The 13,746-nt window shown below is 70.9% G+C and carries 12 protein-coding genes; 10 read left to right on the forward strand and 2 right to left on the reverse strand.

What is annotated here, in order from left to right; genetic code table 11:
• Positions 1–4 precede the first annotated feature (4 nt).
• The 5 genes from E9998_RS26630 (at position 5) to E9998_RS00925 (ending at position 6,171) form a co-directional block, all read left to right on the forward strand.
• Positions 5–631, forward strand: coding sequence for a hypothetical protein (locus E9998_RS26630; RefSeq protein WP_136527821.1), 627 nt, complete (start codon positions 5–7; stop codon positions 629–631).
• Positions 632–651: 20 nt separating this feature from the next.
• Entirely contained in the window at positions 652–2,028 is a 1,377-nt protein-coding gene (locus tag E9998_RS00910) for an NAD(P)/FAD-dependent oxidoreductase (RefSeq protein ID WP_136527822.1), read from the forward strand.
• Positions 2,029–2,101: 73 nt separating this feature from the next.
• The gene (mtrA, locus tag E9998_RS00915; RefSeq protein ID WP_030155693.1) at positions 2,102–2,791 is read left to right on the forward strand and encodes an MtrAB system response regulator MtrA; all 690 of its coding nucleotides are present in this window, start codon (positions 2,102–2,104) and stop codon (positions 2,789–2,791) included.
• A 46-nt stretch (positions 2,792–2,837) separates the two neighbouring features.
• A complete protein-coding gene (gene mtrB, locus E9998_RS00920; RefSeq protein WP_204745178.1) occupies positions 2,838–4,463 on the forward strand; it encodes an MtrAB system histidine kinase MtrB in 1,626 nt (541 codons plus the stop codon).
• A complete protein-coding gene (locus tag E9998_RS00925) occupies positions 4,447–6,171 on the forward strand; it encodes an LpqB family beta-propeller domain-containing protein (RefSeq protein WP_136527823.1) in 1,725 nt (574 codons plus the stop codon). The genes mtrB and E9998_RS00925 overlap by 17 nt, the downstream gene beginning before the upstream one ends.
• 105 nt (positions 6,172–6,276) lie before the next feature.
• Here the strand turns inward: E9998_RS00925 and E9998_RS00930 are convergent, their stop codons facing one another.
• Together E9998_RS00930 and E9998_RS00935 are read right to left on the reverse strand one after the other, a co-directional pair.
• A complete protein-coding gene (locus tag E9998_RS00930; RefSeq protein ID WP_136527824.1) occupies positions 6,277–6,504 on the reverse strand; it encodes a DUF3107 domain-containing protein in 228 nt (75 codons plus the stop codon).
• Between the two features lie 112 nt (positions 6,505–6,616).
• Positions 6,617–7,243, reverse strand: coding sequence for a TetR/AcrR family transcriptional regulator (locus E9998_RS00935; RefSeq protein ID WP_136527825.1), 627 nt, complete (start codon positions 7,241–7,243; stop codon positions 6,617–6,619).
• 176 nt (positions 7,244–7,419) lie between these two features.
• Here E9998_RS00935 and E9998_RS00940 point away from each other — a divergent pair, with 176 nt between their 5' ends.
• From E9998_RS00940 to E9998_RS00960, 5 genes are all read left to right on the forward strand, one after another.
• Positions 7,420–9,444 carry a hypothetical protein gene (locus E9998_RS00940; RefSeq protein WP_136527826.1) on the forward strand — a complete coding sequence of 675 codons (2,025 nt, stop codon included), beginning with the start codon at positions 7,420–7,422 and terminating at the stop codon, positions 9,442–9,444.
• Between the two features lie 5 nt (positions 9,445–9,449).
• Positions 9,450–10,439 (forward strand): alpha/beta fold hydrolase, encoded by a 990-nt coding sequence (locus E9998_RS00945; RefSeq protein WP_136527827.1) that lies wholly within the window; start codon positions 9,450–9,452, stop codon positions 10,437–10,439.
• A 69-nt stretch (positions 10,440–10,508) separates the two neighbouring features.
• Positions 10,509–11,348, forward strand: a complete 840-nt coding sequence (locus E9998_RS00950) for a DUF3152 domain-containing protein (protein ID WP_136527828.1) — start codon at positions 10,509–10,511, stop codon at positions 11,346–11,348.
• Positions 11,349–11,447: 99 nt separating this feature from the next.
• Entirely contained in the window at positions 11,448–12,626 is a 1,179-nt protein-coding gene (moeZ, locus tag E9998_RS00955) for an adenylyltransferase/sulfurtransferase MoeZ (RefSeq protein ID WP_136527829.1), read from the forward strand.
• 153 nt (positions 12,627–12,779) lie between these two features.
• Positions 12,780–13,682, forward strand: a complete 903-nt coding sequence (locus E9998_RS00960) for a serine hydrolase (RefSeq protein ID WP_136527830.1) — start codon at positions 12,780–12,782, stop codon at positions 13,680–13,682.
• Positions 13,683–13,746 lie beyond the last annotated feature (64 nt).

The raw sequence follows: 13,746 nt of genomic DNA on the forward strand, positions 1-13,746 counted from the left end.
GCAGATGAGCGACACCCGGCGCGGCCTCGTCCGGGCCCTCTCCGACGGCGCCCGCGAACGCCTCAAAGCCGGCCGCAGCGGCAGCGTCAGCTGGGCCCGCAGCGTCGCGGCCGCGCCCGTCCTGCTGCGCGCCACCGTCGCCCTGTCCCTGTTCGTCGCCGCCGAACTCGCCGTCCCCGCCGAGTGGGCCGCCTCCGGCCCCTACCTCGTGCCCGCCGTCCTCGTCTCCCTCGCCGCGGCCCTCCTGCCCGCCGGGATCGCCCCGCTCATCGCGATCCTGTTCGTCCTCGCCGCCCGCATCGTCAGCGGCGCCCTCGAACGCGCCGACGACGGCGCCGACCCCTCCCTGTGGACGACCGCCGCCCTCGCCTGCCTGCTCTACACCGCCCACGCCACGGCCGCCGTGGCGCAGCGCTTCCGGACGACTACCGCAATGGACGGTGAGATCATCCTCACCTGGGCGCGCCATCTGGGCCTCGTCCTCGCGTCGACAGTGGTCATCGCCGCGACCCTGGCCCTGTTCACCGCGTATTTCACCGGTCTGACCGCCGCCGTCGCGGTCGCCGCCGGGATCGTGGCCGCAGTCACGGTGATCTACGTCCTCGCGCGTTCGCTACACAAGGACCCCTGAGCAGGGCCAGAATTGAACACGTGAAACGTATTGTCGTGATAGGTGCCGGTCACGTCGGTTTTTACGTTGCCGAACGCTTGAGCAAGCTGCTGAAAGGCGACATCAAGCGCGGCCAAGTTGAACTGATGGTCATCGACCCCAACCAGCACATGACCTACCAGCCGTTCCTGCCCGAGGCGGCTGCCGGATCCATCTCCCCGCGACACGGTGTTGTGCCGCTCCGACAGGCCCTCAAGCACTGCACCATCCTCACCGGTGCCGTCACCGAGATCAAGCACGCCGAGCGCACGCTCACCGTGCAGCCTTTCGTCGGTCCCGCCCGCGAGGTCGAGTACGACGAGGTCATCGTCGCCCCCGGCTCCGTTTCCAGGCCGCTCCCCATCCCCGGCCTCGCCGACACCGCCATCGGCATCAAGTCGATGGGCGAGGCGATCTGGCTGCGCAACCACGTGCTCCAGCGCTTCGACATCGCCGCGACCACCGAGGACCCGGACGTGCGCCGCAAGGCGCTCACCTTCCTCACCGTCGGCGGCGGCTTCGCCGGCGCCGAGACCCTCGGCGAACTCGAAGACCTCACGGCGAACATCGTCAAGAACTACCCGATGCTCGACGCCTCCGAGATCAAGTGGTACCTCGTCGAGTACGCCAACAAGATCCTCCCCGAGGTCGGCCCCGAGATGGGCGCCTACGCCGCCCGCGAGCTCACCAAGCGCGGCGTCGACATCCGCCTCGGCACGACCCTGAAGTCCTGCGAGGGCGGCCACGTCGTCCTCACCGACGGCGAGGAGTTCGACTCCGACACCATCATCTGGACCGCCGGCGTCATGCCCCACCCGCTGCTCAAGCAGACCGACCTGCCGATCGGCCCCCGCGGCCACCTCGAATGCAACACGAGGCTCCAGGTCGCCAGCGGCGTCGAGGCCGGAAAGGACACCGTCGGCGAGGTCGTCGAAGGCGCCTGGGGCGCGGGCGACTCCACCCAGGTCCCCGACACCTCGGACTTCCCGATGGACTGGTGCACGCCCTCGGCGCAGCACGCCGTCCGACAGGCGAAGATCCTCGCCGACAACGTCTACGCCGAGCACGTCGGCCGCACGCTCACGCCGTACAAGCACAAGTACATCGGCTCGGTCGCCGGCCTCGGCCTGTACAAGGGCGTCGCCAACACCTACGGCTTCAAGGCCAAGGGCCTCCTCGCCTGGCTCATGCACCGCGGCTACCACCTGTCGCGCGTGCCCGGGACCGGCCGCAAGGGCCGCGTCCTCGCCGACTGGATCGTCGGCTTCTTCACCAAGCGCGAGATGGTCCAGCTCGGCGAGATCCAGGCCGGACGCGAACCGTTCGAAGCCATCGCCGCAGGCACCGACCCCGCACGGGCGGTCAAGTCCGTCGGATAGTCGTTACAGTTGGAGCACCACGGGTAGACACCCGTGGTGCTTCAGCCTTTAGCGAGGTGGAAAACTGGTGTCCATGAGAGCACGTGTACTCGTCGTTGACGACGACCCGGCGCTGGCGGAGATGCTTGGCATCATCCTCCGGACCGAAGGATTCACCCCCACGTTCGTCACCGACGGGGAGAAGGCCCTCGCCGCGTTCAAGGAGCACCGTCCCGACATCGTGCTGCTCGACCTCATGCTGCCCGGCATGAGCGGCATAGACGTCGCCAAGGCCATCCGAGGCGAGTCCGGCGTCCCCATCGTCATGCTCACCGCCAAGTCCGACACCGTGGACATCGTGCTCGGCCTCGAATCGGGCGCCGACGACTACATAGTGAAGCCCTTCAAGCCCAAGGAGCTGGTCGCCCGCATCCGCGCGCGCCTGCGCCGCGGCGACGACGTCACCCCCGAGCGCCTGGAGATCGGCAAGCCCGGCCTTCAGGTCCAGATCGACGTCCCCGCCCACCAGGTCACCCTCAACGGCGCCGAGGTCAAGCTGACCCCGCTGGAGTTCGACCTGCTCGTGGCCCTCGCCCGCAAGCCCCGCCAGGTCTTCACCCGGCAGGTGCTCCTGGAGCAGGTCTGGGGCTACCGCCACTCGGCCGACACCCGGCTGGTGAACGTGCACGTCCAGCGCCTGCGCGCCAAGATCGAGCCCGACCCCGAGCGCCCGCAGCTCATCCAGACCGTCCGCGGCGTCGGGTACAAGGCCGGCCTGGGCTAGTGCGCTAGTGGAGAAGGGCGACGGGGACCGGCCTCGAACGAGGCCGGTGTGGCTCAGGCGGCTCGGGCTGGGCGCCGCGCGCCTCGGCGGGCGCCTCTCGCGGCCCCTGGTCGACCGCTTCCGCGCCTCGCTCCAGCTGCGCGTCGTCTCCTCCACCCTCATCGCCTCCACGGTCCTCGTCCTCATCTTCAGCTTCGTCGTGGCCGGCTCGGTCACCTCGGGCCTGCTCTCCGAGGGCCGGGACACGGCCGTGGAGGAGACCACGAACGCGGTCGAGCGCGCCGCCGACCAGCTCTCCCCGTACGGCTCCTCGACCGACACGCGCCTGGGCGCGACCATGCAGCGGATCGTCAACGAGCTCGTCGAGGACCCGGTGTACGCGCCGGTCATCATGCTCCGCACCGTCGACGACGAGATCACCAAGACCAACCCGGTCGTCACCGAGGCCGAGCCCTCCGCCGCGCTCCAGTCCGCGGTCGGCGACCGCAAGGTCGCCATCGAGTACGCGGACTTCGCGCTCGACGGCGAGGAGTCCAAGCCCTACCTCGTGGTCGGCTCCTTCATCGACCTCAACATCGACTACGAGCTGTACGCGTTCTACCCGCTCGACTCCCAGCAGGACACGATCGGCCTGCTGCGCACGAACCTCGCGCTCGCCGGGGTCGCCCTCGTGCTCCTCCTCGGCGTCATCGCCGCCCTGGTCACCCGCCTGGTGGTGACGCCGGTGCGCGAGGCCGCCCGCACCTCGCAGCGCCTCGCCGCGGGCCTGCTCCACGAGCGCATGGAGGTGCGCGGCTCCGACGACCTCGCGCGGCTCGCCGGGTCGTTCAACCTCATGGCCGAGAACCTCCAGAGCCAGATCGGGCGCCTGGAGGAGATGTCGATGATGCAGCGGCGCTTCACCTCCGACGTCTCGCACGAGCTGCGGACCCCGCTCGCGACCATGCGCATGGCCGCCGACCTGCTCTACGACAACCGCGACGACTTCGACCCGGTCGCCAAGCGCTCCACCGAGCTGCTCCAGCACGAGATCGACCGCTTCGAGGACCTGCTCCAGGAACTCCTTGAGATCTCCCGCTTCGACTCGGGGTTCGCCTCGCTCGAAGTCGACGCCGTGGACGTCGGCCGCATCGCCGACGACGTCGTGGAGGGCCTCTCCCACCTCGCGGGCGAATGCGGCGTCGCCGTCACCGTCGCCAAGCCCGCGCGCCGCGTCATCGCCGAGGTCGACCCCCGCCGCGTCCAGCGCATCCTGCGCAACCTCGTCGCCAACGCCATCGAGCACGCCGAGGGCGGGCCCGTGGAGGTCACCGTTGCCGAGGGCGACACGGCGATGGCCGTCGCCGTCCGCGACCACGGCGTGGGCCTCAAACCCGGCCACGCCGACCGCGTCTTCGACCGGTTCTGGCGCGCCGACCCCTCCCGCAACCGCAAGACCGGTGGCACCGGCCTGGGCCTGGCGATCAGCCTGGAGGACGCGAAGCTCCACTCCGGCACGCTCCAGGCGACCGGCGCCCCCGGCGAGGGCACGCTCTTCGTGCTCACGCTCCCGCTCCAGTCCGGCAACCGCGTCATCACCTCGCCGATCCCGCTGCGCCTCGACCGGCCCGCGACCACCGCGCCCGCCGCGGCGCCCGACGACCAGGAGGCCCCGCATGCGCCGCAGGACTAGCCTCGCCGCCGCCGCTGCCTTCAGCGTGACCTGGGCCCTCGCCGCGTGCGGGATCCCCTCCGGCAAGTCCCCGGAGGTCATCGGCGACGCCCCTTCCGATTTCGACGCGGCCTCGGGCACGACCCCCGAGGAGTTCCTGCCGACCAACGACGCCGGCGAGACCGTCCAGAACTACCTCAAGGCCGCCGCGGGCGACGCCGAGGGCCGCAACGACCGCCTCCTCGCCTTCACCGAGGCCGAGCAGGAGTTCTCCGACGCCTCCTCCGGGATGGACCTGCTCGCCGACAAGTCGATCACCCTCGAATCCGAGGACTCGGTCTCGGCCGTGCTCGAAGTCACCGGCTCGATCGTTGGCCGGTACCTCCCCGACGGCTCCGTCCTCATGCACTCGGTCCCCCGCCAGTACGCCGAGAAGTTCATCCTCGAGCGCGAGGGCTTCTCCGAGGCCTGGGCGATCACCGAGAAGCCCGAGCAGGTCGTTCTCGACTACTCCTACTTCACGCAGTCGTACGAGCGGGCGCCCCTGTACTTCCAGGCGGGCCTCAAGGACCTGCTCGTGCCCGACCTCCGCTGGATCTACCGCGACCTCGAACCCGAGGCCGAGCGGCTGCTGCTGCTCGGCTGGCTCATCCAGGGGCCCTCGGACTTCACCTCCTTCTCCGCCCGCAACGCGATCCCCGAGGGCGCCTCCGCGAAGTCGCCGAACGTCGACGGCACCGTCCAGGTCGAGTTCGCGATCGGCGAGGAGCTCGACGGCGACACGGTCGAGGCCATCGCCGCCCAGGTCGCCTGGAGCCTCGGCCTGGAGAGCGAGTTCGCGCTCGTCATCGACGGCGAGAACGTGCGCGAAGGCTCGCTCGGCGACTGGCGCGACTGGAACGCCATCCCCAACGAGCTCCGGCTCCAGCAGAACGGTTACTTCATCGCCGACGAGCGGGTCTGGGAGTACACGACGGACCAGCAGGTCACCGACACCTCGACCGACCACCTCTGGGTCGGGTTCGGCGTCGACGGTCTCCGGCAGGTCGCGGTCGACGCCGGCGGGCAGATCGCCGCGATCGTCGCGGGCCCCGACGGGGACGTGCTCCAGGTCGGCGCCGTCGGCACCACCACCCGCGAGGTCACCGCCGAACTCGGCGGCGACCTCAGCGACCCGCAGTGGCTCGGCGCCGACGCGGTCCTGGTCATCGACGGCGGCATGCCCAAGGCCGTCTACCTCAACTCCGGATCGGTCCAGGAGCTCTCGGTCGGCACCGACGTCACCTCGATCGCGATCGCCGCCGACGGCCGCCGCCTCGCCTACGTCGAGGACGGCCTCGCCTGGGTCGCCGCGGTCAGCGTCGACGCCGACGGCAACATCCAGGCCAGCGCCCCCAAGCAGATCGGCCTGGACATCACCGAGGTCGCCGACGTGGCCTGGAGCTCCGAGAACTACCTGTGGATCGCCGGGCAGCGCGACAACGAGAAGCTCTTCCGCGTCGCCCTCGACAACTCCCGCACCGAGGTCCAGGACGGCATCGGCGGCCTCGTGATCGACCAGATCGCCGCCAACCCGGCCGACCCCGTCGAGTCGACCCTCAACCGCGGCGAACCGGTCCTCGTGGTCTCCGGCGGCATCCTCTACCGGGTGCAGAACGTCGGCCTCGACGCCGTCGTCGCCGACGACCAGCAGGTCCAGGCCACCGCGCCCTTCATGGTCCTGCAATAGCCGAAAGGCCCGGAGCGATGCTCCGGGCCTCGAAACGCAGCAGCTACGTAAGCTCAGGCGTCGACAGTGCTGCGCTTCAGTTCACGGCCCGACGCCTTCGCAGGCTCAGGCGTCGACAGTGAAGCCGACGGACCGCACGTTGGAGGCGACGACCTCGACGTAAGCGATCTTCTCGACGGGGATGTACACCTGCCGGCCCTTGTCGTCTTCGAGTCGCAGGACCCCGCCGCTCTCGACGGCCTGTTCGATCGTCTCGGACAGGTCCTTCGGCGACAGCTTGCTCTCCAACACCAGTTCGCGTGGGGCGTACTGGACACCGATCTTGACCTCCACGGGCCCTCCTCAATCGAAATGCTCTGACGGCTAGACGAGAGCAAGACTACTCGCGGCGACCACCCCGCACCGGGACGGCGCAGTGCGCCGAGAGCGAACGGCCGAGCCTCCGCTATGCGTGCTCGGGTTCGCCCTCTCGCGGGAAGTGCGAGATGCCGCGCCAGGCGAGGCTGCTCATGAGCTGCACGGCCTCGTCCTTGGGGATCACGCGGCCCGAGGCGATCCACTTCCGGGCCGCGACCTCGGCGGCGCCGACCAGGCCGGTGGCGAGGAGTTCGGCGCGGGCCTTGTCGACGTGGGCGTCGGCCATGATCGTGTCGGCCATCGCCGCCACGCAGTCGGCCTCCATGCGCATGACCCGCTCGGCGACCTCGGGGTCGTTGCGCTGGTCGGACTCGAATACCAGCCGGAACGCCTCGCCCTGCGCGTCCACGAAGTCGAAGTAGGCCCGCATCGCGCGGTTGACCCGCTCCTTGTTGTCCTCAGTAGACTCTATGGCGTCGCGCACCTGCCCGACCAGCTCGGCGGCCCGGCCGTCCAGCAGCGCCAGGTAGAGTTCCAGCTTCGACGTGAAGTGCTGGTAGAGCACGGGTTTGGAGACGCCCGCGTTCTCGGCGATGTCGTCCATGGAGGTGTTGTGGTAGCCCTTGGAGACGAAGACGCTCTGCGCGGCCTGAAGCAGCTGCGCCCGGCGCTCGCTCCTGGGCAGTCGGACCCGGCCCTCACCAGCGCTGTTCACTCCGGCACCTCTCCTCGCCTCATGTCGCCCATCCGTCAGTCGCGACGTCTTGCGACCTGAATGAAGTTTACGGAAACCTGGATACAGTCTCCCAGCGTACGGGGGCGACAAACGCGGGTTCGAGTCACTGGGCGCGCCACGGTACCTTGAGGGCGGGAATATGAAGGAGTTGTCTAGTGGTGTATGACCAGAACCGACCGGATGAGCCGCAGCGTCCGACCGGGGAGGAACGGCCCGCACGCAGGCGTATCGGCAGGTCTTGGGGCCCGCCCGCCGACGATGCTCCCGACGCCGCCGAGGAGGCCCGCCAAGGCGCGGGGCAGCCGCCCGAGCAGTACCGGTTCGACCCGGACCGCGGGAGGCGCCACCGCTACAGCGAGGACCCGACCGGGCAGGTCCCGAACGTCGAGATCGCCGAGACCGGGCCGATGGTCCCCGCCACCCGCCGCCCCTCGCCGGGCGAGCAGTTCGAGCCGATGCCGGCCGTGCCGCAGACACCCCAAGGCCCCCAAGGATTCCAAGGCGACCCTGCGGCGCAGGCGCAGTCCCAGCCGCAGTTGCAGTCGCCGTTCGCGCCGCCAGGCGTGAACCAAGGGCAGAGTGCGCCGCCAGGCGTGAACCAAGGGCAGAGTGCGCCGCCAGGCGCGAACCAGGGGCAGAGTGCGCCGCCGGCTGTGAACCCGGGGCACGGCGCCCCTCCCGGCGCCCCGCAGGAGTTCGGCGTTCCCGGCCCGAACCGCGAGTTCGCCGCCCCCGACCAGCACTTCAGTGCACCGCCCGTCCCGAACCAGGAGTACAGCGCCCCTCCCGTGCCGAACCAGGACTTCACCCCGCAGCCGCCCCAGGAGTTCGGCGTCCAGCCCGGCATGAACCAGAGCTTCGCGCCGCCGCCCGCGCCGAACCGCGGGTTCAACGGGACGCCCGTTGCGAACCAGGGCTTCCAGCCGCCGGTCCCGCCCCAGCAGGACTTCGGCGTGCCGCAGCAGCACCCCGGCTACAGCGCCCCGCCGATGCCCGGCGACTACCCGGTCCCGCCGCAGGGCCTCCGGCAGCCGGGCCCGAACCAGGAGTTCGCCCCGCCCGGACGCGCCCCCGAGTACAGCCCCCAGCCGGTCAGCGCCCCGCCGCAGGCCGACGCGGGCCCGAGCGCGCCCCCGCTGAACGCCGCCGCGTTCGCGCCGCCGCCGGTCCAGGAGCCGAGCGCGCCCCCGGCCCTCCGCGAATCGCCCCAGACCCAGGCGCCCTCCGCGCCCGACCGGCCCCAGCACACCGGCCCCATCGAGATCCCGCAGCCGCCGGTCCAGCAGACCCCGAGCGTGCCCGCCGCGCCGACGCCGCAGACCCCGGTCCCCGTCGCCGAGCAGCAGACCGACCAGTTCCCGATCGTCCAGCAGCCGCCGGTCACCGAGTTCTCGCCCGCCGCGGTCCCCAGCCCGCCCGTCACCGAGCAGGCCCCGCTGCGCACGCCCCCGGCCAACCGCCCGCCGATCGCCGAGCCCACCCCGCCGGCCTCGGTGGAGAAGAGCGGCCACCTGCCGAGCCCGGCCGTCCCCGACGACCCCGAGCCCGAACGCCTGGTCGACGCCGTCCGCCAGGTCCCCGGCGTCCGCGACGCCTTCCACGTGACCGGCCCCGACGGCGCCTCCAGCCTGCGGCTCGAACTCGAAGAGGGCGTCGACCCCGACGAGGTCCACCAGATCGTCTCGCGCGTCGTCGCCGAGCAGCGCGCCGTCGAACCCGGCCCGCAGTCCGCCGACGAGCCCGGCGACGAGGTCCACGCCCGCATCGAGGCCCCCGCCGCGGAGGTCGAGGTCGCCACCCTCGGGCCGATCGAGCTGCGCCGCGTCGAGATCGAGTCCGCGGGCCTGGAAGCCGAAGTGTGCGTGACCCTCGGGCTCGGCGGCGCCGAGTCCACCGGGAAGGTCGCCGTGCCGCCGATCGACTGGCACATCCAGCACGCCGCCGCGGCCGCCACGGTCGAGGCCCTGCGTCCCCGCCTGGGCGCCAGCGACATCCGCGTCGAGGTCGAGCACGCCTCGATCGTCCCCACCGGGCCGGTCAAGACCGCCGTGGTCGTCATCCTCTGGCTCGACGGCCAGTCCGTGCGCCGCCTCTCCGGCGCCGCCGTGGTCACCGCCGAGCGGTCCCGGGCGGTGGTTTCGGCTACATTGGGCGCGCTCGCCGCCGAGGTGTCACACTAGCTCCCATGAAACGGGCGCGGCTGGTGGACGCCGGCGGGATTCGCAATCCCCGCCGCCCGCACCCGCCGTGGCCCGGCATCGAGCACCGGCTCAGCCGCCGCCGCCTCTTCATCAGGCACACCCCGGCCACCGCGCCGGGCGCCGAGCCCGCCGTGTTCGTCCACGGGCTCGGCGGCTCGGCCCAGAACTGGACCGACCTCGCCGACGCCCTCGCCGACCGCGTCGCCGCCGACGCGATCGACCTGCCCGGCTTCGGCCACTCGGCCCCCGCCCCGCGCGTCACGATCCCCTTGCTCGCGCAGGACGTCGCCGCCTGGATCACCGAGTCCGGCCGCGGCCCCGTCCACCTCGCGGGCCACTCGCTCGGCGGCGCGGTCTCGGTCTACCTCGCCGCGACCCGCCCGAACCTCGTCCGCACCCTCACCCTCGTCTCCCCGGCGATGCCCTTCGCGAACCCGCGCCGCTCCCACCAGTCGCGCTACCTGCCGATGCTCGCCGTCCCGAACATGGCCTGGTTCGCCGACCGGCAGATGCGCTCGCGCACCCCCGAACAGGTCGTGGACGACATCATCCTCGGCACCTGGGCCGACCCCCGGCTCATGCACCCGCAGCGGCGCCGCGAGGCGATCGCCGAGGCCAGGCGCCGCCTCGCCACCCCTTGGAACAACCGCGCGTACATCCAGACCTACCGCGGCCTCATGGCCTCCTTCTTCCAGGCGTTCGTGCCCGGCACGCACTCGCTGTGGCGCCTCGCCGAGGAGATCGAATGCCCGACGCTCGTCGTGTGGGGCAAGCAGGACCGGGTCATCGACGTGCGCCAAGCGCCGCCGACCGCGCTGGCGATCCCCGACTCGCGGCTGCTGATCCTCGACGAGACGGGGCACGTGGCGATGATGGAGCGCCCGCAGGCGGTGGCGCGGGCGATGGCGGCGATGTTCGACGAGGTGCGCGCGGACCGGTCCGACGACGCGAGGGACGCCTTGTCCGCAATGTGAACTCGAACCGTGCCACACAATGTTCAGGGGTCGGCCTGCCGGTGCTCCAGCTGTCTTAGACTCGCCGGTGTGACCGAGGGACGGCTGGAACGCAACCGCAGGCTCCGCAGGAGGCGCCGCTTCGTGTTCCTCGCGATCCTGGTCGTGATGGCCGGCGCCGGCCTCTACTTCGCGGTGGGCGCCACCGACACCGAGAAGCCGCAGGCCCTCGACGACGACCAGCCGGTCGCCCCCGAGACCGTCGCGGCGCCCTCGCCCTCCGACGTCGTCCCCTCGCCCGAACCCGAGGAGGTCGTGCCGCCCCTGTACTTCTCGGGCACCGGCACCTGGACCTACGCCGACCCGGCCGACACGGGCGTGTTCGGCGCGTCGGGGGAACTGCTCAAGTACGACATCGCCGTCGAGAACGGCCTGGAGATCGACGTCGCGGGGTTCAGCGAGTTCGTGCACGAGACACTGGAGGACCCGCGGTCGTGGACGGCGGGCGGCGCGTGGCGCTTCCAGCAGGTCGGCGAGGGCGGCTCGGCCGACTTCACCGTCTACCTCGCCAGCCCCGAGCAGCGCTCGTACCTGTGCGGCTCGCAGAACACGACGGTCTCGTGCCGCAACGGCGACAGCGTCGTCATCAACTCGGCGCGCTGGCTCACCGGCGTCGAGCACTGGGACGGCACCCTCGACACCTACCGGCAGTACGCGGTGAACCACGAGGTCGGCCACCGGCTCGGCCACGGCCACGAGGTCTGCCCCGCCGACGGCGAGCTCTCGCCGGTGATGGCCCAGCAGACCTACCAGCTCGCCGGGTGCGTCGGGAACTCCTGGCCGTTCCCCGACGGCGAGACGTACGTGTCCGGCCCGGTCGGCGACTACAACGGGCCCGACCTCCCGCCGGACGACTTCGTCGACCGCTGACCTCCCAGGGAATGGGACGCGCCGTCCCATCGGCGTGAAGAACCGCACACCGCGCTTCCCGCTGGAATATCCACAGCGTGGACATGCATTATTGACGATATGAGTTTGCCGCCGCTGGTCGAACCAGCCTCCGAGCTGTCGGTCGACGAGGTGCGCCGCTATTCGCGCCACCTCATCATCCCCGACGTCGCCATGGACGGTCAGAAACGACTCAAGAACGCCAAGGTGCTCTGTGTGGGCGCCGGCGGCCTCGGGTCCCCCGCGCTCATGTACCTGGCCGCGGCCGGGGTCGGCACGATCGGCATCGCCGAGTTCGACACCGTCGACGAGTCGAACCTCCAGCGCCAGATCATCCACGGCCAGTCCGACATCGGCCGCCCCAAGTCCGAGTCCGCCGCCGCCTCGATCCGCGAGATCAACCCGTACGTCGAGGTCGTCATCCACAACACGGTGCTCGACAACGACAACGTGTTCGAGGTCTTCGAGCCGTACGACCTCATCATCGACGGCACCGACAACTTCGCGACCCGCTATATGGTCAACGACGCGGCCGTCCTCATGGGCAAGCCGTACGTGTGGGGCTCGATCTACCGCTTCGACGGCCAGGCCAGCGTGTTCTGGGCCGACCAGGGCCCGTGCTACCGCTGCCTCTACCCCGAGCCCCCGCCGCCGGGCATGGTCCCCAGCTGCGCCGAGGGCGGCGTCCTCGGCGTGCTGTGCGCCTCGATCGGCGCGATCCAGACCACTGAGGCGATCAAGCTGCTCACCGGCATCGGCGACCCGCTCGTCGGCTCGCTCATGGTCTACGACGCGCTGGAGATGACCTACCGCAAGATCAAGGTCCGCAAGGACCCGGGCTGCGCGGTCTGCGGTCCGAACGCCACGATCAAAGAGCTCATCGACTACGAGGAGTTCTGCGGGACGATCACCGACGAGGCCGTCGAGGCCGCGATCGGCTCGACCATCACCGCGCGTGAGCTCGAGCAGTGGATCAAGGAGGGCCGCGACATCGACCTCATCGACGTGCGCGAGCCCGCCGAGTACGAGATCGTGCGCATCCCCGGCTCGCGGCTGATCCCCAAGGGCGACATCGTCTCCGGTGCCGCTCTGGCGGACCTGCCGACCGAGCGCCAGGCCGTGTTCTACTGCAAGGCGGGCGTGCGCTCGGCCGAGGCACTGGCCGCGGCGAAGGCCGCCGGGCTGAAGAACGCCGTGCACGTCCAGGGCGGCGTGATCGGCTGGATCAACCAGGTCGACCCGAGCCTCCCGAGCTACTAGTCACCTGCTGAAAAGGCGTGCGGCCCTAGGGCTGCACGCCTTTTCGCATGGTTCGGGTTGCCTGCGTCCCCGATGAGATTTACGACAGGATCTTTCACCGGATTCCCGCTCTGCGCCGTTGACCGCGAGTGTCGGATTCCTTAGCCTTGCTTGATGATTCGGCAAGCGAGCAACATTCCGGACCGATTCCGCCCCTCCCGGCGCACCGTGCTCCGCGTCGGCGTCCCCGCGGCGGCCGTCGTGGCGGTCGGCGCGTCCTACGCGGGCGTCGCCGCCTACGCGGACGAAGGCCTCGGCTCCCTCTTCGGCGAGTCGGCCGAGGAGAAGCGCGGGCGGCTCCAGGCCGAACTCACCGAGCGCCTGGACCAGTACTTGGCGGGCACCGGGACGCAGGTGGAGGCCTCGGTCGCCGTCGAGCGCGGCGAGGTGCGCCTCGACTACAACCCCGACCAGACCCACATCACCGCCTCGATCGTCAAGGTCGAGCTCCTCGCGATGGTCCAGCAGTACTGGGGTTCGGTCGAGGCGATCCCCGCCGACCACCGGGAGCTGCTGGAGCTCATGATGACCGAGTCCGACAACGGCGCGACGACGACGCTGTACAACTACCTCGGCGGTGCGGAGGCGCTCGCGGCGGCGCACGAGCGCTTCGGCCTGGAGGACACCACGGTCGACTCGCAGGGCCGCTGGGGCGTCGGCTGGTCGAGTGCCTCGGACCAGCTGCTGCTGACCGACCTCGCCCTCTTCGAGGGCGTGCTCTCCGCCGAGCAGGTCGACCTCGGCCGCGAGCTCATGGGCTCGGTGATCGAGGAGCAGGCCTGGGGCGTGTCCGCCGCGGCCACCGAGGAGGAGTCGGTCTGGCTCAAGAACGGCTGGGACGTCGAGTCGCAGCTCGGCGGCCTGTGGGTCGTCAACTCCGTCGGCGTCCTCGGCGGCGACGGCGACGACCCGGTGACCCTGGCGATCCTCACCAGCGGCGCCGTCGACGAGACCGAGGGCATCCCGATCGTGGAGGAGATCGCCCGCATCACCCGCGAAGTGGTCGAACTCGACTGACCCGAAGCGGCGCAACGACACCGGCATCCTCCGGATCGCACCCGCCCCACGACCCGCCCGGCTC

Source organism: Glycomyces paridis (genome assembly GCF_004912155.1).
GTDB lineage: Bacteria > Actinomycetota > Actinomycetes > Mycobacteriales > Micromonosporaceae > Glycomyces > Glycomyces paridis.